The organism is Halovulum sp. GXIMD14793 (assembly GCF_054457435.1).
The window spans coordinates 18,014-37,226 of the sequence record NZ_JBTLNE010000037.1 but is presented as its reverse complement, the minus strand read 5'-3'; the positions used below and the strand labels follow the sequence as shown (position 1 = coordinate 37,226).

The following is a 19,213-nucleotide window of genomic DNA, read 5'->3' as shown; positions in this document are numbered from 1 at the left end:
CGCTTGAGCAATTTGAGGGCTCCGCGCCCGGCGCGCTTGCCCAAAACGAAACCAACGAATATGAAAACCAGACCCGCAGACTCTCGTTATGAATGAGGGAGCCTCGGGGGGCAGGTCAGATGCCATGCTGAAATGATGGAAAACGACATACCGGACGACCAAAGATAACGTCCCCTGACGACTTTGTCTTCTATCGTCTCGCTTAATACCTAAGATACCAGGTCTCATCAAACGCTGAGAAATCTATGGCTTCAGGCCGTGTTGGACGTTTCAGGTTTTTTTCGTATGACGCGCTAATCCCAGCAATACTCGCAGGTTTCGCGAACTTATAAAGTTGAGCATCCTTTGGGGGATTGCGGGGCCAGGCCTAGACAGCCGTCCAGGATTCGACCTTGTCCGGTGGAAGAATATACCGGCTGCCATTGCCATCCTCGCGGAAAACCCCGCGCTCTCTTTCGAAAATCGGTGAATAGTGTCCGATCAGCCCCGAGCGTGTTGCCCCCTCGCGGCGAGGTGGGGAACCACGATGCATCAGGCGACCATACCAGAACATCACGTCACCCTTCTTGGCGGTGAAATGCTTCACTTCCGCGCCATCGCGTTCGATCTTGGCATAAACGGCAGGGTCTACAAAAGCCTCCGATATACGACCCCAACCGGGAACACCCGCAGCGCGCGCACGGTGGCCGTTGGGCCAACGATACTCTTCCTTTAGGTATTCATTGATCTTGACGTTGGAAAGCGCCATCCAGTGATGGCTGCCGGGGATGTATTCGAATGGGCCACACTCTTCATCGACGTCATCTATCGCAATCCAAGTTGCGATGCGGGGAATGGCATCATCACGATCCAAATAGGCATCCTGATGCCAACCACGCTCGGTGCTTTTAAACCCTGTCAGGGTAAAGATCAGCCCGGGCTCATACCCATGCAGTTCCCGGATAATATCCATCAAAGGCTTGTAAGTCGCAATGCGACGAATTTCAGGATGCTCTACATATGGTGTTGAATCAGAAAACTGATTCTGACCCATGCCACGTTTCTTTCGCAGTTCAAGATAGGCATCACATAAATCATGAGGGATCAGGTTGCGGGAGATAAGGTAACCGTTCTCACCATAATATCTTTGGTTCTCGGTCAGACTGTTCAAAAACTCCGTGCGCATCCTGTCATCGCCGACCAGCTTGGCCGGATAGACGTCGTATTTTGGCGGCGACGCGAGCTTGCTGTAATGCACATGATCAAGCTGTTCTTGCGGGATCGCATAATAGTCCTGAAGCTTGGTTCTATGAAAAATATCGCTGTATCTGACTTCAACCATGCTCAATATCCCCATTTTCTGAAGCATTTTCTCGTACACAGCCATCGCATCTTGCCAACATAGTGTCTGAGGCGCACTGGTCACCTCTCAGACATAGCACTGTCGGTTTAGGCAAAGGCCCTGCACTTTTCTGACAACCGAAGCGCCCCCTTAACAATCCGCTGCATTAAATGAACACGTCACTGGGCGGGAAAATGCCTGCGCAGAGCGCGATCATCCGCGATCCGCCTCCAACCCTCCCCATTGAGCACAGGTTTTCAGAACACCGCCGCCAGGTTCGCGTTTCGAGGTCACTTCGGGGCGTTACCGCGGGATATATAGGTCGATACAGGCCAAATTCTCAAGGTGTAACGCGCTTTCGTTGGAGGTTCACCGCTCAGATCAGTCCATTTCTAACAACTTCCCTTTGCAGCCCCTCAAACAGAAGCGTATACACAGTTTTCAAAGGGCAATAGCAGCAGTCAGCAACAATATCATGCCGCAAGGCAGCGGGGCAGCAACGGAATGTTTGGTTCACTTTCAGGCTTGTTTTCAGCAGATATGGCCATCGACCTCGGCACAGCGAACACACTGGTCTATGTCAAGGGCAAGGGGATCGTTCTGAACGAACCTTCGGTGGTCGCCTATCAGGTCAAGGACGGGCGCAAGAATGTTCTGGCCGTGGGCGAAGCCGCCAAACTGATGCTGGGCCGGACCCCAGGCTCGATCGAGGCGATCCGGCCGATGCGCGATGGGGTGATCGCGGATTTCGACGTCGCGGAAGAGATGATCAAGTTCTTTATCCGCAAGGTCCACAAGGGCGGGTCCTGGGCCAAACCCAAGGTTCTGGTCTGCGTGCCGCATGGTGCCACACCGGTTGAGAAACGGGCGATCCGGTCCTCTGTCGAACAGGCAGGCGCGCGCAAGGTTGGTCTTCTGGCCGAACCGATTGCCGCGGCCATCGGCGCCGGAATGCCGATCACCGAGCCGACCGGCAACATGGTTGTCGATATTGGCGGCGGCACGACCGAGGTTGCGGTTCTGTCCCTGGGGGACATCGTCTATGCTCGCTCCGTCCGCGTGGGCGGCGACCGCATGGATGAGGCGATTGTCAGCTATCTGCGCCGCCAGCATAACCTGCTGGTGGGCGATGCAACGGCAGAGCGGATCAAGACCTCCATCGGGACGGCACGTATGCCGGATGACGGGCGCGGCCAATCCATGGATATCAGGGGCCGCGATCTGCTGAACGGTGTGCCCAAGGAAACCGAGGTCACGCAGGCTCAGGTGGCCGAAGCGTTGGCCGAACCGGTGCAGCAAATCTGCGAGGCGGTGATGACCGCACTGGAATCCACCCCGCCCGATCTGGCAGCCGATATCGTCGACCGCGGCGTCATGCTGACCGGTGGCGGTGCGCTGCTGGGCGATCTGGATCTGGCCTTGCGCGAACAGACCGGGCTGGCGATCTCCGTGGCCGATGAAACGCTGAACTGCGTGGCCCTTGGCACCGGAAAATCGCTGGAATATGAGCAACAGCTCAAACATGTGCTAGACTTTAACGACTGACGCGGGATGCGCGGCAGGGAAAGGCACGGTTGATTGGCAACAGGTAACGACCAGGCTTCGGCGATGTGGCGCTCGATCCGGCGAATACTGCTGGTCGGGTTTTCCGTGCTGTTGCTGGGCATCTTTGTTCTGTGGCGCATCGACAATCCACGGGTCGAGAATATCCGCATCGCCATCCTTGATGCCATCCGCCCAAGCTTTGACTGGACCATCAACCCGGTCACCTATGTCTCAAATCTCTTTTCCGACTATCAGACGATGGACGATCTTTACGTTCAGAACCGCGAGTTGCGCCGGGAAATCCAGCGCCTGAAAGGCTGGCGCGAGGCTGCCCTGCAGCTTGAGGAAAAGAACGCGCGTTTGCGGGCATTGAACAATGTGCGCCTGTCGCCGCGCCTCAGCTTCATCTCGGGCGAAGTGCTGGCCGATACCGGCAGCCCGTTTCGGCAGTCCGGTCTGTTGAATATCGGGCGAATTGACGGCGTGCAGGACGGGTCGGCCACGGTGGACGGGCTGGGTCTGGTGGGCCGCATTTCTGGTGTAGGGGAGCGGACCTCGCGCGTTATCCTGCTGACCGACATCAACTCCCGCATTCCGATCATTGTCGACCGCTCGGGTCAGCGCGGCTTGCTGACCGGCGACAACACCAACGCCCCTTTGCTGGAGTTCATCGAAGACCCCGAAGAGTTGCAGCCAGGCGACCGGGTTTTCACCTCGGGCGATGGTGGCGTGCTGCCCCCCGATATCCTGATCGGCACAGTTGCCGTGGCACAGGACGGTCGGCTGCGGGTGCGGCTGGCGGCGGATTATCGCAGACTGGAATTCATCCGCGTTCTGCGCCCTGGCCGGAGCGAAACGATAACCGGTGCGGGCGATCTGATCGGCCCGCTCCGTCCTGAAGACATCGGCGCAGATGAACTGGCCGAAGACAGCACGGTGACGCAATGACCGACGCTTGGCTTCCCGCCCCGGCACAGTCAGCATTGTTTGTGTTTTTGGCTGCTCTGGCGATCCTGTTTCCGCTGATGCCCCTGCAGTTGCAGGCCGATGCAATGGCCCTACCCGATATCCTGTTCGCGCTGATGGCCGCATGGCTGTTGCGCCGCCCCGATACGCTGCCCATTCTGCTGCTGGTGCCCTTGTTGCTGCTGGCCGACTTCATTCTGGGCCGCCCGGTCGGGTTATGGGCATTGCTTGGCTTAATCGCGTCGGAGTTCTTTCGCGGGCAATCTGTGGTGCTGCGCCGCCAGCATTTTATCGTGGAGTATCTGACATTTATCAGCGTCTTTTCCATTGCTCTGGTGCTGCAATGGCTGGTTCTGTCTCTGGCACTGGTTCCCCAGCCCAGCGGTGCGCGCATGCTTGAGTTTTTCACGCTGACCGTCCTGAGCTATCCGCTTATCGTGCTGTTCCTGCATTACGTGCTTTATATCAGGGCGCCGAAGCCGAAGGAATCTTTCCGTTTGGGGCGGGTTGGATGAGGGCGCCCGAGAAAAAGAAACCGGGCATGACCCGGCGCGGCACTATGCTGCTCGGCTTCCAGTTTCTTGTGATTGGCGGTCTTGGCTTGCGCATGCGGCAATTGCAGGTCGAACAGGCCGATACATTTCGACTGCTGGCCGAAGAAAACCGCATCAATATTCGCCTTCTGGCCCCGGCGCGCGGTCTGATCTTTGATCGCAACGGATCGCAACTGGCGGTGAACGAACAGAATTACCGCGTCACCATGGTGCGTGAGCAAGCTGGCGATCCGGCGACAGCACTTGATCGTCTGGCGCGCCTGATACCGCTGACTGAGGAAGAGCGCGACAAGGCGTTGAAAGAACTAACCAAGCGCCCCGGCCATGTGGAAATCACGGTGGCCGAGCATCTTGACTGGGATCACGTGGCCCGCATCGCGGCCAACGCCCCTGCCCTGCCGGGCATATCACCCGCGGTCGGCCTGACCCGCGCCTACCCGCTCAAGGATACGACCGCGCATATCGTCGGCTATGTCGGCCCCGTCTCGGACCGTGATCTGGAACGCATTCCCGATCCCGACCCGGTGCTGACCCAAGTACCGGATTTTCAGATCGGCAAAACCGGTGTTGAACTGAAGTCCGAGGATGACCTGCGCGGCAAGGCAGGCAACCGCCGGATTGAGGTCAATGCCGCAGGCCGGATCATGCGCGAACTGGGCCGGACCGAAGGCACCTCGGGTCAGGACATGCACCTGACCATTGACGCAAAGCTGCAGGAATACGCCATTCGCCGGATGGGCGATGAAAGCGCCGCCGCTGTCGTGCTCGACGTTCAAACCGGGGATATCATGGCCAGCGCTTCGGCCCCGTCCTTTGACCCCAACGCCTTTGTCTTCGGCATCTCGTTACCGGACTGGAATGCGCTGCTGAATGACGATCACCGGCCGCTGTCGAACAAGGCGGTGTCAGGGGCCTATCCGCCCGGCTCCACCTTCAAGATGGTGGTGTTACTGGCGGCCCTTGAGGCCGGGGTGCTGAACCCGAACGAAACCGTCTATTGCCCCGGGCATTACCAGCTTGGCAATCGCCGCTTCCATTGTTGGCGGCGCGGCGGGCACGGCCATGTCGATCTGCACGAAAGCCTGAAGGGCAGCTGCGATGTGTTCTACTATGACATCGCGCGCCGGGTCGGAATTGATGAGATCACGAAGATGGCCAACCGCCTTGGGATCGGCGTGCGCTATGATCTGCCCATGCCCGCGATCCATGAGGGTCTGACCCCGACCCGGGATTGGAAAAAACGCACGCGGGACGAGGATTGGCTGATCGGTGACACCCTGAATTCCGGGATCGGTCAGGGCTTTGTGCTGGCCACGCCACTGCAACTGGCCGTCATGACCGCCCGTATCGCCACCGGCAAGGTCGTGATGCCGCGTTTGGTGCGCGCCCTTGATGGTGCGCCTCTGCCAGTTCCGGAAATGGCCGATCTGGGGATCGCCCCGCAAAATCTGGGCCATGCACGCATAGGTATGGATCAGGTGGTCAATACCCGGCGCGGCACGGGATATCGTTCCCGCATCGTTGATCCGGAAAACCGCATGGCAGGCAAAACCGGCACCTCGCAGGTACGCATCATCACGAAAGAGGAACGCGCCCGGGGTGTCACGCGCAACAAGGACCTGCCCTGGGAACGGCGCGACCACGCATTGTTTGTCTGCTATGCCCCCTTTGACAAACCACGCTATGCAACGGCAGTTGTGGTTGAACATGGCGGCGGCGGATCGGTCGCGGCCGCGCCAATCGCCCGTGACATCATGATGCACGCCCTCTATGAGGGGCCAGCCCCCCTGTCAGCCTATCCAGCCAATCTGCGCCCAGCCATCGAACAGCAGCGCGAGGCAGAGCCGGAGACCCCACCAGAAACCGGCCCCCGCAGCGGAAGCGACCGCGCATGAGCTTTCTGGATCAATCCCACCGACAGCTGCCGACCGGATGGCGCAAGCTGTTGCATGTTAACTGGGCGTTGGTGCTGCTTCCAAGTGCTGTCGCCTGCGTCGGGTTCATGATGCTCTATTCCGTGGCAGGCGGGCGTCTGGACGCCTGGGCCGAACCGCAGATGAAGCGCTTTGCGGCCGGTCTTGTGATCATGATGATCGTCGGGCTGATCCATATCCGGTTTTGGCGCAACATCACCCCCATAGCCTATCTGGTTGGCGTGCTGTTGTTGCTTTATGTCGAACTGTTTGGCCATGTGGGCATGGGCGCGCAGCGCTGGATTGACCTTAAATTCATGGTGCTGCAACCGTCCGAGTTGATGAAGATCGCCTTGGTCATGGTACTCGCACTTTACTATGACTGGCTTGATCCCAAGAAAGTTTCACACCCGCTCTGGCTGATCCCGCCTGTGATCCTGACCCTGATCCCCATGGCGCTGGTGCTGAAACAGCCTGATCTGGGCACGGCTATCCTGCTGGGTGCAGGGGCCGCCGTGGTGATGTTTTTGGCCGGTGTCTCCCTTTGGTATTTCGGCGTTGGCATCGCATCGGCGATCGGGCTGGTTACGCTGGTGATGCAAAGCCGCGGCACTGACTGGCAAATCCTGAAGGATTATCAATATCGGCGGATTGAGGTGTTTCTGGACCCGTCCCTTGAACCAACAGGCGCTGGCTATCACATCACCCAGTCCAAGATCGCCCTTGGCTCCGGCGGGTTGTCAGGGCGGGGCTTCATGGAAGGCACGCAAACGCAACTGTCCTTCCTGCCCGAAAAGCATACCGATTTCATCTTCACCACCCTGGCCGAGGAATTCGGCTTTGTCGGCTCAATCTCTCTGCTGGCGCTTTATCTGCTGATCGTGATTTTCGCGATGGTCTCCATGATGCGCAATCGCGACCGGTTCGGCGCCTTGTTGACCGGCGGGATTGCGGCCACGTTCTTCTTCTTTTTCGCCGTCAACATGGCCATGGTTATGGGCGTGATCCCGGTCGTCGGGGTTCCCCTGCCGCTGGTCTCTTACGGTGGCACCGCGATGCTGGTGCTGCTGGGGGCTTTCGGCCTGATACAAAGTGCACATATACACAGGCCCCGATAATGCTGAATATCCTGTTTTCCGCGCGCCCAGGCACCTGGGACGACTATGCCGAGACATTGCCAAAAGCCCTGCAGGAGGCGGGGGTCGAGGCGAATATCCTGCTGGAATGTGATGCGCCTGAGACCATCGACTATGTTGTCTATGCCCCCTCCGGCGGGCTGGCGGATTTTACGCCCTTCACCAATTGCCGCGCGGTTCTCAGCCTGTGGGCCGGGGTGGAACGGATCGTGACCAATGACAGCCTGACACAACCGCTCTGCCGTATGGTTGATCCGGGACTTGAGGAAGGCATGCGCGACTGGGTCACCGCCCATGTGCTGCGCCACCATCTGAATATCGACGCTGATATCCTGAACCAGGACGGCATCTGGCGGCAACAGCCCTTGTCCCCGCTGGCACGCAACCGACGTGTCGGCATTCTGGGGCTGGGGGCATTGGGCACCTGTTGCTCGACCGCACTGGCCGGGCTGGGCTTTGAGGTGTCTGGCTGGAGCCGCCGTCCGCATCAGATCGACGGTGTGGACTGCCTGTCCGGCTCAGAAGGGCTGGAGGCGATCCTGCGCAGCTCGGAAATCCTGGTTCTTCTGCTGCCCCTGACGCCCGAGACATGGAACCTGCTTGATACGGACCGGCTGGCGCTGATGCCCAAAGGGGCGGTGATCATCAACCCCGGGCGCGGCCCCCTGATTGATGACGAGGCATTGGTCACAGCCCTCGACAGCGGTGCCCTGGGCCATGCCACCCTCGACGTGTTCCGGGAAGAACCCCTGCCCTCAGCCCATCCGTTCTGGGCGCATTCCAAGGTTACGGTGACGCCGCATATCGCCTCCGCCACACGGCCGGATACGGCGGCACAGGTGGTGGCCAGAAACATCGCGCGCGATCAGCGTGGCCTGCCCCTGCTGCATGTCGTGGACCGGGAGCGTGGGTATTAAGCGACCGATAGCTTCAGATCAACTTGGGCGGGCCGTCCCGATGTTGCGGCCCATCCTGCAAATCCATGTCAAACTGCAAACCCGTCGCTTTCAACCGCTCCAAAACGGGCGCATCTGCCGCCACGAAAGCCAGTTCCAGCATCTCCAAACCGGCGAACTGAGCCGCCTCTGTCAAAGCCGCCGCCAACCCGGCCTCGGCCTCAGGCGGCAAACCCGCAATGACCACCAAAGGGGAGCCTTGCCCGCCGCGCACCGCGTCCACCAACCACGCCCCGCGTCCGGGTCCCCCATATTGCGCCAAACGGGTATCAAGGGATGCCAAAGCCGCCTCAGACACCCCTTGCGGCGGGCGGATCGTCCCAGGCAAATCCTTTGTGATCTCAGCCTCAGGTGGGGTTAACCCCGCCAGCCAGTCGATTTCCTCACTGCTCAGCAAGGTCTCCTGCGCCGTTCCCAGATTGACACCCAGCGCCAGCCGCTGACCCGCCAGCATCGTTGTGACCTGCCGCCCGGCCAGACAGACAAAGGCACCGGGCTGGCCCAGAAATGCCGCAAGCCTTTCCGCCTGATCAAAAACAAGCGCGACCTCAGCTTCGCCGGTCTGCAACAAAAGCGGCCGGATAGTGTCGGCTTCGGGTTCCTCTTCCAGAACCAGAAACATCTCGGCGGTCTGCAGGGCGGCATAGAATGCCATCTCGGCAGCTTCGCTGCCGTCGCGGGCGGCCATGGCTTGGTCAAGCGGTGTCATGGCTTTGAGATAAGCTCTGCCACGCGGGCGCGCAACCAGGGCAGCACCTCTGCCTCGAACCAAGGGTGCTTTTTCAGCCAGCCGGTATTGCGCCAGCTGGGATGCGGCAGCGGCAGGGTACCCGGCAGGTGATCCCGCCAGCCCGCAACCGTTTGCGTCACAGCACCCTTGCCCAGATGCCAACGCTGCGAATACCCGCCGACCAGCAAATGCAGCCTGATCTGCGGCATAGCTTCCAACGCGGGCTGCCGCCATGTTTTGGCGCAAACCGGCGGCGGCGGCAGGTCCGAGCCCTTGGCGTCATAGCCCGGAAAACAAAATCCCATCGGCAGGATCGCCACCAGATCACGGTCATAGAACTGCGCCCGGTCCAGCCCCATCCAGTCACGCAGCCGATCGCCCGACCGGTCATTGAACGGCACCCCTGTCTCATGCACCCGCATCCCCGGGGCCTGCCCCGAGACCAGAATACGCGCCGTTGCCGAGGGCCAGAACACAGGACGCGGGGCGTGCCCGGTGACTGTGGCCGCAAACCGGTCGGCACAAAGCCGGCAATCCGCGATATCCTTGGAGAGCGTTTTAAGACTGGTCATCGGGGATTAGATTTAGACCACTGTAAGGACGCGTCCAGATCTGATCCGGCATAACGTCTTGACGCAAGCGTCTTTGGGTTTGTCCAAAGGCACAAGCTGGCCTTATCCACCTGCGGCCAGCAATTCCTCCAACTGCCGCTTGAGCCAGCCGCGCGGGATAAAGTGGCCGCGTTTATGCACATCCAAGCGCACCTCCCGGCCCGAGCTACATCTCTGCCAGACATGCCGGGTGAACACATCCCGCTCCGTCACCTGCCAGTCGGCGATCTGATCCGGCTGTCCCAGACACCCATTCTCCCGCCGCCACAAGGCCACCGGATAGGTCACATCCCCGCCCGGCCCTATTGGGAAATCCATCACTGTGTCGCGCAAGCCATGGACATGGCGCACCTCAACCGGTCCTGCGCAATCCTCATCCTGCCGCAACGTCCCAGACACCGCCAGCAAGGCCGCGACCGGAACCCGCGACTGACAGGCAAACCGCCAGGCCATCGCCGCCCCATAGGAATAGCCCGAGACATAGATACGGCCCCGATCAATCGGCCAGCGCTTGGCCGCATCGGCCAGGACCTCTTCGGCAAAGGCCACATCCTGTGCCCCGCCATTCCAGAAGTTCCAGCTTTTGCCCAGACCGTTCGGAGCCAGCAGCAGCACACCAGCGCGCCGCGTTGCCCCTGAAATGCGGGAATGCTTCACAATCAACGTGCCCTGCCGCCCCCAACCATGAAAATGCAGCATCACCGGCATCGGGCTGACCCCGTCCCAGTCATCGGGCAGTTTCACATGATAGGACCGGTCGCCAAGGGCGCAAGGGTCCTGTTCCAGGCAGGGTGCATCGGCCTGTGCAGCCCCGGACATCCAAAGCATCACAGCAAGGATTGAAAATAAGCGCATGGTGGTCCTGAACTGTTACAGCACCGATATAACCTGCGGCGCATTCACCACGCATCACAAGCTCGTCAAAACCTTGTCTATGCGAAGACCTGTTTTCTCGGTAGCGTCCCGCCAAACCGTAGCTGGGGGCTATAAATATAATGTCAAATCAATCGCTTGTAATTTCAGAGCTGCTGGCCAGCCCATATATGGGACCAGCGGCGGTCGGCGACGTCGTTCTGACAATCAACAGAGAGGATGCGTCAGCCCACCACGCGCGGCTGAAGGAAAATCAGGATGATAATTTCGCCGAGATTGCGCTGCCACACGCCTACACCTACCTCTGCCGATCCGAAACCAGCGGTGATGAGTATCAGATCACGACCCCTGCCCCGGCACCCAAAATTACGACTACCTGATCATGTTGTGGGAACGCGATCACATGTCTCATCTGGAAGAGGCTGTCGCGCTCCTTAAACCCAACAAGGTGATCGCCGGCATCATCAACATGATCCTGCGTCAGGCAAACGACAACACGCCAGCGGTTCTGTTCGACGGCATCATCAACTATCATAAGAGCAAACTTGCGCTGGCCCACAAAAGCATCATGTCCTACGCAACGGACGGCATGGACAACGAGACCGTCAACTACCATACCCTGACGCATTACTACATCGGTATGTTGTCTGATGACCCTCAACACAGGCAGCAGTGCTTTGCGCAGGCGTTTCGGGACAATCAGTCAAGAATGGAGCGTCTGAACAGGCTTTTGCTTGATCAGGGTGTCTTTCAGCCCGATGTCGCAGACGAGGATGATGCCTTGTATATTTCGCTGGATATCGAGCTGCCAAGGATGGAGCGGGCGGGATATGTATCCCTGGCGCAACTGATAGCAGCCGGCGCGCATGAGCTGACCCCGGTTTGCGTCATGCCCTCCTACCGTGCCAACGGACCCTATGCCGAGTTCATGCTGAACTACGCCCGCATGTCGCACCATTTCCTAAACCACATCAACCCGCCCATCGTGGTGACGGACGAGACACTGCACGGCTCAACCCTGCATTGGAAAAAGGTCGAAGATTTCGTGCGTGGTCAGGGTATTCCGGTTCGCGTGTTGCTGGACGAAGACATGATGCTCGCAACATATCTGGGCCAGCAGTATTCGCCAGCCATCTATGTGATAGACCGTCAGGGAAAAGTGCAGCACGATAGCGGTCTTGACCAGCCTATCGACTATTGGCGGCTGCTATAGCGCTCGCCGGGTAGGGTGGGTTAAAACCCACCCTACAAGTTGCGCTTTACGGTTTGGCGAACACTTGGGGAAAGTCTCAGCCCTTCGACACCAGCCGCCCCTGTTAAAGCGTTTCGAGTTTACCTTGAGACATCGCATAAAATCGAAACGCGTACACCCTATCGGCTTATCACTGCGTTTCGGGATAAGCTTGTGTCTTAGGTTTATCCCGAAACGCTTTAGTGCCTTCATGTGGGATGCGTTGCGCCCGATCTCAATCCCCGGCCTCACGCAGGCTTTCCAGCTCAAGCCATTCTTCCTCGGCCGCCATCAGCTTTTCCTGCCGCTGGACCAGCGCGTCGGTGGCTTTTTGAAATTTAGCCGGATCGCGGGTGAACAGGTCCGGGTCGGCCAGCAGGGTTTCCAGCTTGGCAATATCGGCAGACAGCTGGTCCATTTCTGCAGGCAGCGCCTCTAGCCGGTGTTTCTGGGTGAAGCTGAGGCCGGACGCCTGCGCTTTGGGTTTTGTGGCCGTCTTTTCCGGTTTCTTCGCAGATTTACCGGCAGGTCGCTCTGCCGCGTCAGCTTGCGAGCCGCGCTGCGACAGGCAATCCGAATACCCACCAGCATAAACCACCGCCCCGCCCTGCCCGTCCATGGCGATGGTCGTGGTCGCCACCCGGTCAATGAAATCGCGGTCATGGCTGACCAGCAGCACGGTGCCGGGATAGTCGTCGATCAGTTCCTGCAACAGGTCCAGCGTTTCAATGTCCAGATCGTTGGTCGGCTCATCCAGGATCAGGAAATTGCTGTCCTTTGCCATCAGCTTGGCCAGCAACAGCCGCGCCTTTTCCCCGCCGGACAGGGCCGATACCGGCCCGCGCGCCTGCTGGTCCGAGAACAGAAAATCCTTCAGATACCCCACCACATGCCGCGGCGCACCGCGCACCATGATCTGATCACTCCGGCCTGAGGCCGCCAGATCCGGGTCCAACACCAGGGCATCCCACAGCGAAATGTCACCGTTGATCGCCGCCCGGTTCTGATCAAACACCACCGGCTGCAATTTGGTGCCCAGACGCACCCGCCCGGTATCCGGCGCCAACTCATCCGTCAGCATTTTCAGCAATGTGGTCTTGCCAGCCCCATTCGGCCCGATCAGCGCCACCCGGTCACCGCGCTGAATTTTCAGCGAGAAATCCCGGACCACCGTCCGATCCCCGTAGGTCTTAGAGATCTCCTCCGCTTCGACCACCAGCTTGCCAGACGTGGTCGCCGTCTCCAGCGCCATGGCCCCCACACCGGTGCGCCGGATCTGCGCCGCACGCTCGGCCCGCAAATCCTGCAAGCGCCGGACACGGCCCATATTGCGCTTGCGCCGCGCCGAGATGCCTTCGACCGCCCAGCGGGCCTCGGCCTTGATCAGACGGTTGAGTTTGTGGCGCTCCTGATTTTCCTCCTCGAAGACTTTGTCACGCCAGGCTTCAAACGCATCAAAGCCCTTTTCCATCCGCCGCAAGACACCACGATCCAGCCACAGCGTCGCGCGCGACAGCGCCCGCAGGAATGCCCGGTCATGCGAGATCAGCACAAAGGCCTGACGCGTCTGGCGCAAATGCCCCTCCAGCCAGTCGATCACGCGGATGTCCAAATGGTTGGTCGGCTCGTCAATCAGCAAAAGATCGGCATCCGATGCGATCAGTTTCGCCAGCGCCGCGCGGCGGCGTTCGCCTCCGCTGGCAGCATCGGGCGCAAGCTCTCCGTTCAGCTGTACCCCCTCAAGGGCAATATCGGCGCGGTAAGTCTCGGCCTCGGGCAGCCCGTTCACAACGAAGTCGCGCAGGCTGGCAAAACCGGAAAAATCCGGGTCCTGCTCCATATAAGCAACCGCGCGGCCCGGCTGCACGAAACGGGTGCCGTCATCGGCCTCGACCAGACCGGCGATGATCTTCAGCACAGTCGACTTGCCCGATCCGTTGCGCCCGACCAGGCACAAACGGTCGCCCGGCTGCACCGCCAGGGATATATCGGTGAACAAAGGATTGCCGCCGAAACTCAGCGCGATATCGGACAGGGTCAGAAGTGGAGGCTCGGCCATGACGCCCTCTATTGCGGGCGGGCGCGGCAAGGTCAAGCGCCTGCCTCTTGCACCGGCTGGCCCCGCACCTTAGAAAAGCCGTCAACGCGCAACAAATGCGCCCTTGCGATATGGACCGAACAACATGCTGAACCTGTTTCGCGGCAGCGGAAAAAAAGGCGCTTCAGGCGTATTTCTTTGGATTGTGATGATCGCTGCGGTAATTGGGCTGGGCGGGTACGAGTTGGTCTCTGTCGCCTCAGGCCTGTCCAGCCAGAATGTCGCAACCGTTGGTGATCAAACCGTCTCGCGCAGCGACTTTGCGCGGTCCATGCGCCTGTCCACCGGAGAGTTTTCCCAACGGCTGGGCCGCAATCTGACGATGGAAGAGGCGCGGACGCTGGGCGTTGACGATATGGTCGTAGGTCAACTGGTGACACAAGCCGCGCTGGATCAGCAAACCGAAACGCTAAGCCTGTCAGCCGGTGATGAAGAATTGCGCAACGAATTGGTGAAACGGCGCGAATTCCGCGGACCATCGGGCGAGTTTGATAAACTGTCCTATGACCTGGCGCTGGAAAACTCTGGCTTGCGCGCAAGCGTGTTCGAGGATCGCCTGCGTGCCGATCTGGCCCGAACCCTGCTGGAGGCCGGGATCAGCGGCGGCGTGGATATGCCCGATATCATGGCGCGCACGCTGCTGGGCCATGCTGGCGAAGAACGCAGCTATGCCATCGCATTGGTCCCTGCTAATCGGGTCACCGAATTGCCCGAACCAACAGAGGCAGAGCTTCAGACCTTTTACGATGAAAACAAAGAAACCTACCGCACGGTCGAGACGCGCAAGATCACCATCGTTGCCATGCAACCAACCGTGATGATCGAGACGATGGACATCCCCGAGGATGAACTGCGCGCCGAATACGAGGCCAATCTGGCAACCTATGATCAGCCAGAGCGGCGGATTGTCGATCGCATCGTATTTCCCGACATGGAAATGGCCAAGGCCGCAAAGGCCCGGATCGAAGGCGAAGAAGCCACCTTTACCGAGATCGGTGCGGAACGCGACCTGAGCCCGGCAGAACTGGAAATGGGCAGCCTGCGCCGCGAAGATATCAGCGGCGCCTCGGGGGAGGCTATCTTTGCCGCCGCCGATCCCGGCCTGATCGGCCCTGTCAAAACCGATCTTGGGGCGGCTCTCTATCGTCTGAATGCCATTCTGGGTGCGCATACCGTGCCATTCGAGGACGCGCAGGAAGAACTGCGCCAACTGATGGCTGGCCGCCGCGTGGGCGAGGTGATCTCCAGCAATATCGAACCGGCACGCAATGAACTGGCCGGTGGCACGCCGCTGGAAGAGATCGCGGCAGACACAGATATGGTGCTGACAACGCTTGAGGTGGTCGAAACGGGCGGCGAAGGTCTGGTCGCAGACCAGTCCGTGCGTCAGCAAGCCTTTGGCCAGGAAGTGGGCGAAGATCCGATCCTGTTCGATTTACAGGACAACGGCATTGCCGCACTGCGGGTGGACGAGGTGATCGCCTCGGAATTGCCGCCGCTTGAGGATGTCACGGATGCGGTCCGCGCCGACTGGGAGGATGTGACCCGCCAGCGCCTGATGCGCGAAGAGGCCGAGCGGATTGCCGCTTTGGTCACCGAAGACAAAACACTCGCCGCCGTTCTGCAGGACGAGGGGATTGAACTGACCATTGGTGAGGCCCCCCTGCGCCGCCGCGATCAGCGCGGTGACATGCCCCCGACCTCCACTGACGAGTTGTTCGATATGGAAGCTGGCGAGACCCGGGTGCTGGAAGATATCACCGGCACCTTCCTTCTGAACCTGACCGAGGTCACCCCCTACGACCCCGAGGCCGAGGATAACAAAGCGGAGTTCAACGCTATTCAGGGGCGCATCGCCAATGATGCGGCGCGTGATATGTTCTTTGGTTTCACACAAGGCGTGCAGAACGAAGCCGGTGTGTCGATCAACGAAACGCTGATCGACCAAACTCTGTCACAGATGCGATAGTGCGGCTGTTCCCCGAATTCGATCACTTCGAAGCCGCGCATAAGCGCGGCGACAATCAGGTTGTCTGGACGCGCCTGGTGGCTGATCTGGATACGCCGGTTTCGCTGATGCAAAAGCTTGCGGGCGGGCAGGACAATGCCTTTGTTCTGGAAAGTGTCACCGGCGGCGAGGTGCGGGGACGCTATTCTGTCATCGGCATGAAACCGGATCTGATCTGGCGATGCCAGGGCAAGACCGCCGCACTCAACCGGACCGCTCGCTACGATATGGCCGCGTTTGTGGACGATGCGGACGATCCGCTGACCTCTCTGCGCCGGGTCCTTGCCGAAAGCCGCATCGACCTGCCGGGCGACCTGCCGCCGATTGCTGCCGGTCTGTTCGGCTATCTCGGCTATGACATGATCCGCCTGGTCGAAGATCTGCCGGATATCAACCCCGATCCGCTCTCCCTGCCCGACGCCATCATGATGCGCCCTACCATCATCGCTGTGGTCGACGGCGTGAAGGGGGAGGTTATCGTGATCAGCCCGGTCTGGAACGATGGCACAACGCCCGCCCGCGCCGCCTTTGCGCAGGCGGCTGAACGGGTGATGAACGCCGTCGCCGATCTTGACCGCCCCGCCGTGACGGAGCGCCGCGATATGGGCGATCTGGTCGAGGCCGAGCCACCGGTCTCAAACACCAGCCACGCGCAATATCTTGAGATGGTGGAAAAGGCCAAAGAGTACATAAAGGCTGGCGATATCTTTCAGGTGGTGCCATCACAGCGCTGGTCGCAGCGTTTTGATCTGTCGCCCTTTGCGCTGTACCGCGCATTGCGACGCACCAACCCCTCCCCCTATATGTTCTACTTCAATTTCGGCGGGTTTCAGGTGGTCGGTGCCAGCCCCGAGATCCTGGTGCAGGTGCAGGAACGCAAGGTCACCATCCGCCCCATCGCAGGCACCCGCCCGCGCGGCGCCACCCCCGCCGAGGACAAAGCGCTGGAGGCTGACCTGCTGGCCGACCCCAAGGAACGCGCCGAACATCTGATGCTGCTGGATCTGGGCCGCAACGATGTCGGGCGGGTCGCCAAGATCGGGACCGTCACCCCGACCGAGCAGTTCATCATCGAACGCTACAGCCATGTGATGCATATCGTCTCGAACGTCGAAGGAGAGCTGTCCGAAGATCACGACGCCCTCTCCGCCCTGCTGGCCGGTCTGCCCGCCGGTACGGTGTCTGGTGCGCCCAAGGTCCGCGCCATGCAGATCATTGACGAGTTAGAGGTCCAAAAACGCGGCGTCTATGGCGGCGGTGTCGGCTATTTCTCGGCCAGCGGCGATATGGATATCTGCATCGCCCTGCGCACAGCCGTCATCAAGGACCAGACCCTTTACGTGCAGGCGGGAGGCGGCGTTGTCTATGACAGCGACCCGGAGGCCGAGTTCCAGGAAACCGTCAACAAATCCAAAGCCCTGAAACAGGCCGCAGCAGAGGCAAGCCTGTTCTTCGATGGTCGCAACCGAACCTAGAATTGGCATGCCAACAGTCTTGACCGGGTTAAACGATGTTTAGTCGTTGAGGTGCCATTCGCAGGAACGACCATCCCCAAGATCACTCCCGATTTGCAACATCCGCACCCCAGAACCTCAAATACGATCAAGCGCCCTCCGTATCGCTGCGCCATAGTCCTAAGCCGAAAGACCGGAGATCATCATGGCCCTTTTCGACCGGCTTATATGGCAGATCGAAGCCCATCTGGACGCACCTCTGACCCTGGCGCGCCTGTCGGACATTTGCGCCGTCAGTCAGCACCACATGTGCAGAGCGTTCCAGCAGACAAGCGGAATGTCGATCATGACCTATATCCGTGCCCGCCGCCTGTCCAAGGCGGCAGATGTGCTTGCCAAAGGGGATAGTGATATCCTGCAGGTCGCGCTCGATACCGGCTATGCATCTCACGAGGCTTTCACCCGTGCCTTTGCCCGGTACTTTGGCGTGCTGCCAAGCACCGTCCGCCAGGCACGGTCCTTGTCATCACTTACACGGATGGAGCCCTTACAAATGAAAAAAGACATGATCGTAGAGGTTGCCAAACCTCGGATAGAGACCCGTGATGCCTTTCGCGTCGTAGGACTTAGCGCAGATTGCAGCTTTGAAAACATCAGCGCAATCCCCGGCCTCTGGCAGGACTTCAATACGCGCGAGGACGAGGTCAACGGCAGCGTGATCGGCACCGCCTACGGTGTCTGCTATAATGTAGATAAGGCCGGAAACTTCAGCTATCTGGCAGGGATCGAAGCCAAGGGGCAGACAGAGGGCTTTGCATCAGTTGATCTGCCCGAGGGGCGTTATGCCGTTTTCACCCACTCGGGCCATATCTCGGACATGCCCAAGACGGTTTATACGATCTGGAACAAAAGTCTTTCTGATGCGGGCCTGGACCCGTCGGGTGCGCCGGATTTTGAGCTTTACGACAAACGCTTCGATCCCCAGACGGGCTGCGGGGTGGTGGAAATCTGGATCCCGGTCACGGCTTAAAAACAACGCTCTAATTGGCCGAGGGGCTTTGCGGCGTGGCGGTTCTCAGAGCTTTGCCTGGTCGATCATCCTGCCCAGCATATCGGGCAAAGCGCTGTAGTCATCCAGCAACCCCTCGGGCGACAACTCATCGACCGTGCGACCCAACGGGCCAAAGGTCACCAGAATGCACGGCACGTTTGCAGCCTTGGCGGTGTTGCGGTCCGTATCCGTGTCGCCGATCAGCACCGCCTGCTCCGGCACACCGCCGCTTCGTGCAATACTTTCGAGCAGTGGCGCGGGATCAGGCTTACGCACCGGCAGGGTATCTGCCCCGATCAGCACAGCAAAGCGGGGGCGCAGGCCCAGACGGGTCAAAACCGTTTCGGCCAGCCCCTCGGGCTTGTTGGTGCAAACCGCAAGCGTCCATCCCGCAGCGGTCAGAGCATCCAATGCGGCCTCCACTCCGGGATAAAGCCGCGTATGGCGGTCTATGTTGGCGGCGTAATAGTCCAGAAGTTCAGGAAACAGCGCTTCAATCCTGTCATTGGAAACCGCCCCCTGCCGCTGCAATGCCAGCCGCAGCATGGCCCGCCCGCCGCGAAAAGCAGTGGCCTGATCCTTCGCCGGATCCAGCCAATCCTCATCAAAACACGCATTCGCCGCCGCGATCAGATCGCCCGACGTATCCGCCAATGTCCCATCAAGATCAAAGACTGCCACCCGCATGACCCCTACCTGCCACAAGACTGCAACGAGTTGAAATCATTTCTGAACCGTCAGAGGCTTTGCGGTGGCGATACACCCC

17 protein-coding genes are annotated in these 19,213 nt (G+C 59.8%); 11 read left to right on the top strand and 6 right to left on the bottom strand.

All coding sequences use genetic code 11. The features are described from left to right. Positions 1 to 367: 367 nt before the first annotated feature. Positions 368 to 1,366, bottom strand: a complete 999-nt coding sequence (locus ACW9UQ_RS11870; protein ID WP_458931232.1) for a phytanoyl-CoA dioxygenase family protein — start codon at positions 1,364 to 1,366, stop codon at positions 368 to 370. 459 nt (positions 1,367 to 1,825) lie between these two features. Between ACW9UQ_RS11870 and ACW9UQ_RS11865 the strand changes: the two genes are divergently transcribed. From ACW9UQ_RS11865 to ACW9UQ_RS11840, 6 genes are read left to right on the top strand one after another with little or no spacing between them, the layout of a single operon-like run. Continuing rightward, on the top strand, positions 1,826 to 2,866 hold the full coding sequence (locus tag ACW9UQ_RS11865; protein WP_458931231.1) for a rod shape-determining protein: 1,041 nt from the start codon (positions 1,826 to 1,828) through the stop codon (positions 2,864 to 2,866). A gap of 33 nt (positions 2,867 to 2,899) precedes the next feature. After that, entirely contained in the window at positions 2,900 to 3,814 is a 915-nt protein-coding gene (gene mreC / locus ACW9UQ_RS11860) for a rod shape-determining protein MreC (protein ID WP_458931230.1), read from the top strand. Further along, positions 3,811 to 4,347, top strand: a complete 537-nt coding sequence (locus ACW9UQ_RS11855; protein ID WP_458931229.1) for a hypothetical protein — start codon at positions 3,811 to 3,813, stop codon at positions 4,345 to 4,347. Before mreC ends, ACW9UQ_RS11855 begins: the two co-directional genes overlap by 4 nt. A gap of 26 nt (positions 4,348 to 4,373) precedes the next feature. After that, complete coding sequence (gene mrdA, locus ACW9UQ_RS11850) at positions 4,374 to 6,281, top strand: penicillin-binding protein 2 (RefSeq protein WP_458931228.1); 1,908 nt, start codon at positions 4,374 to 4,376, stop codon at positions 6,279 to 6,281. Next, on the top strand, positions 6,278 to 7,417 hold the full coding sequence (gene rodA, locus ACW9UQ_RS11845; RefSeq protein WP_458931227.1) for a rod shape-determining protein RodA: 1,140 nt from the start codon (positions 6,278 to 6,280) through the stop codon (positions 7,415 to 7,417). The genes mrdA and rodA overlap by 4 nt, the downstream gene beginning before the upstream one ends. Next, positions 7,417 to 8,352: a 2-hydroxyacid dehydrogenase gene (locus ACW9UQ_RS11840; RefSeq protein WP_458931226.1), complete on the top strand. Its 936-nt coding sequence runs from the start codon at positions 7,417 to 7,419 to the stop codon at positions 8,350 to 8,352. Before rodA ends, ACW9UQ_RS11840 begins: the two co-directional genes overlap by 1 nt. Positions 8,353 to 8,365: 13 nt before the next feature. On the opposite strand, the gene ACW9UQ_RS11835 is transcribed toward ACW9UQ_RS11840, so the two are convergent. From ACW9UQ_RS11835 to ACW9UQ_RS11825, 3 genes are all read right to left on the bottom strand, one after another. Then, the gene (locus ACW9UQ_RS11835) at positions 8,366 to 9,100 is read right to left on the bottom strand and encodes an SseB family protein (protein WP_458931225.1); all 735 of its coding nucleotides are present in this window, start codon (positions 9,098 to 9,100) and stop codon (positions 8,366 to 8,368) included. Then, positions 9,097 to 9,693, bottom strand: a complete 597-nt coding sequence (locus tag ACW9UQ_RS11830) for a uracil-DNA glycosylase family protein (protein WP_458931224.1) — start codon at positions 9,691 to 9,693, stop codon at positions 9,097 to 9,099. Before ACW9UQ_RS11830 ends, ACW9UQ_RS11835 begins: the two co-directional genes overlap by 4 nt. A gap of 102 nt (positions 9,694 to 9,795) precedes the next feature. After that, positions 9,796 to 10,587 carry a CE1 family esterase gene (locus ACW9UQ_RS11825; RefSeq protein ID WP_458931223.1) on the bottom strand — a complete coding sequence of 264 codons (792 nt, stop codon included), beginning with the start codon at positions 10,585 to 10,587 and terminating at the stop codon, positions 9,796 to 9,798. Between the two features lie 140 nt (positions 10,588 to 10,727). Between ACW9UQ_RS11825 and ACW9UQ_RS11820 the strand changes: the two genes are divergently transcribed. Both ACW9UQ_RS11820 and ACW9UQ_RS11815 read left to right on the top strand, forming a co-directional pair. Beyond that, the gene (locus tag ACW9UQ_RS11820; protein ID WP_458931222.1) at positions 10,728 to 10,985 is read left to right on the top strand and encodes a hypothetical protein; all 258 of its coding nucleotides are present in this window, start codon (positions 10,728 to 10,730) and stop codon (positions 10,983 to 10,985) included. A gap of 23 nt (positions 10,986 to 11,008) precedes the next feature. Further along, positions 11,009 to 11,818, top strand: a complete 810-nt coding sequence (locus ACW9UQ_RS11815; protein ID WP_458931221.1) for a peroxiredoxin family protein — start codon at positions 11,009 to 11,011, stop codon at positions 11,816 to 11,818. Between the two features lie 253 nt (positions 11,819 to 12,071). On the opposite strand, the gene ACW9UQ_RS11810 is transcribed toward ACW9UQ_RS11815, so the two are convergent. Beyond that, positions 12,072 to 13,895, bottom strand: coding sequence for an ATP-binding cassette domain-containing protein (locus ACW9UQ_RS11810; protein WP_458931220.1), 1,824 nt, complete (start codon positions 13,893 to 13,895; stop codon positions 12,072 to 12,074). Between the two features lie 124 nt (positions 13,896 to 14,019). Here ACW9UQ_RS11810 and ACW9UQ_RS11805 point away from each other — a divergent pair, with 124 nt between their 5' ends. The 3 genes from ACW9UQ_RS11805 (at position 14,020) to ACW9UQ_RS11795 (ending at position 18,426) form a co-directional block, all read left to right on the top strand. Next, positions 14,020 to 15,903: a peptidylprolyl isomerase gene (locus tag ACW9UQ_RS11805; RefSeq protein ID WP_458931219.1), complete on the top strand. Its 1,884-nt coding sequence runs from the start codon at positions 14,020 to 14,022 to the stop codon at positions 15,901 to 15,903. Continuing rightward, positions 15,903 to 17,417: an anthranilate synthase component I gene (gene trpE / locus ACW9UQ_RS11800; protein ID WP_458931218.1), complete on the top strand. Its 1,515-nt coding sequence runs from the start codon at positions 15,903 to 15,905 to the stop codon at positions 17,415 to 17,417. The genes ACW9UQ_RS11805 and trpE overlap by 1 nt, the downstream gene beginning before the upstream one ends. Before the next feature lie 184 nt (positions 17,418 to 17,601). Then, positions 17,602 to 18,426: an AraC family transcriptional regulator gene (locus tag ACW9UQ_RS11795; RefSeq protein WP_458931217.1), complete on the top strand. Its 825-nt coding sequence runs from the start codon at positions 17,602 to 17,604 to the stop codon at positions 18,424 to 18,426. A gap of 45 nt (positions 18,427 to 18,471) precedes the next feature. Here the strand turns inward: ACW9UQ_RS11795 and ACW9UQ_RS11790 are convergent, their stop codons facing one another. Continuing rightward, complete coding sequence (locus ACW9UQ_RS11790; RefSeq protein ID WP_458931216.1) at positions 18,472 to 19,134, bottom strand: HAD hydrolase-like protein; 663 nt, start codon at positions 19,132 to 19,134, stop codon at positions 18,472 to 18,474. Between the last annotated feature and the right edge of the window lie 79 nt (positions 19,135 to 19,213).

Coding starts and splice junctions, on each gene's coding strand:
- ACW9UQ_RS11870 (WP_458931232.1), bottom strand. CDS start 1,366: ATGGCTGTGTACGAGAAAATGCTTCAGAAAATGGGGATATTGAGCATG.
- ACW9UQ_RS11865 (WP_458931231.1), top strand. CDS start 1,826: ATGTTTGGTTCACTTTCAGGCTTGTTTTCAGCAGATATGGCCATCGAC.
- ACW9UQ_RS11855 (WP_458931229.1), top strand. CDS start 3,811: ATGACCGACGCTTGGCTTCCCGCCCCGGCACAGTCAGCATTGTTTGTG.
- mrdA (WP_458931228.1), top strand. CDS start 4,374: ATGACCCGGCGCGGCACTATGCTGCTCGGCTTCCAGTTTCTTGTGATT.
- rodA (WP_458931227.1), top strand. CDS start 6,278: ATGAGCTTTCTGGATCAATCCCACCGACAGCTGCCGACCGGATGGCGC.
- ACW9UQ_RS11840 (WP_458931226.1), top strand. CDS start 7,417: ATGCTGAATATCCTGTTTTCCGCGCGCCCAGGCACCTGGGACGACTAT.
- ACW9UQ_RS11835 (WP_458931225.1), bottom strand. CDS start 9,100: ATGACACCGCTTGACCAAGCCATGGCCGCCCGCGACGGCAGCGAAGCT.
- ACW9UQ_RS11830 (WP_458931224.1), bottom strand. CDS start 9,693: ATGACCAGTCTTAAAACGCTCTCCAAGGATATCGCGGATTGCCGGCTT.
- ACW9UQ_RS11825 (WP_458931223.1), bottom strand. CDS start 10,587: ATGCGCTTATTTTCAATCCTTGCTGTGATGCTTTGGATGTCCGGGGCT.
- ACW9UQ_RS11820 (WP_458931222.1), top strand. CDS start 10,728: ATGTCAAATCAATCGCTTGTAATTTCAGAGCTGCTGGCCAGCCCATAT.
- ACW9UQ_RS11815 (WP_458931221.1), top strand. CDS start 11,009: ATGTCTCATCTGGAAGAGGCTGTCGCGCTCCTTAAACCCAACAAGGTG.
- ACW9UQ_RS11810 (WP_458931220.1), bottom strand. CDS start 13,895: ATGGCCGAGCCTCCACTTCTGACCCTGTCCGATATCGCGCTGAGTTTC.
- ACW9UQ_RS11805 (WP_458931219.1), top strand. CDS start 14,020: ATGCTGAACCTGTTTCGCGGCAGCGGAAAAAAAGGCGCTTCAGGCGTA.
- ACW9UQ_RS11795 (WP_458931217.1), top strand. CDS start 17,602: ATGGCCCTTTTCGACCGGCTTATATGGCAGATCGAAGCCCATCTGGAC.
- ACW9UQ_RS11790 (WP_458931216.1), bottom strand. CDS start 19,134: ATGCGGGTGGCAGTCTTTGATCTTGATGGGACATTGGCGGATACGTCG.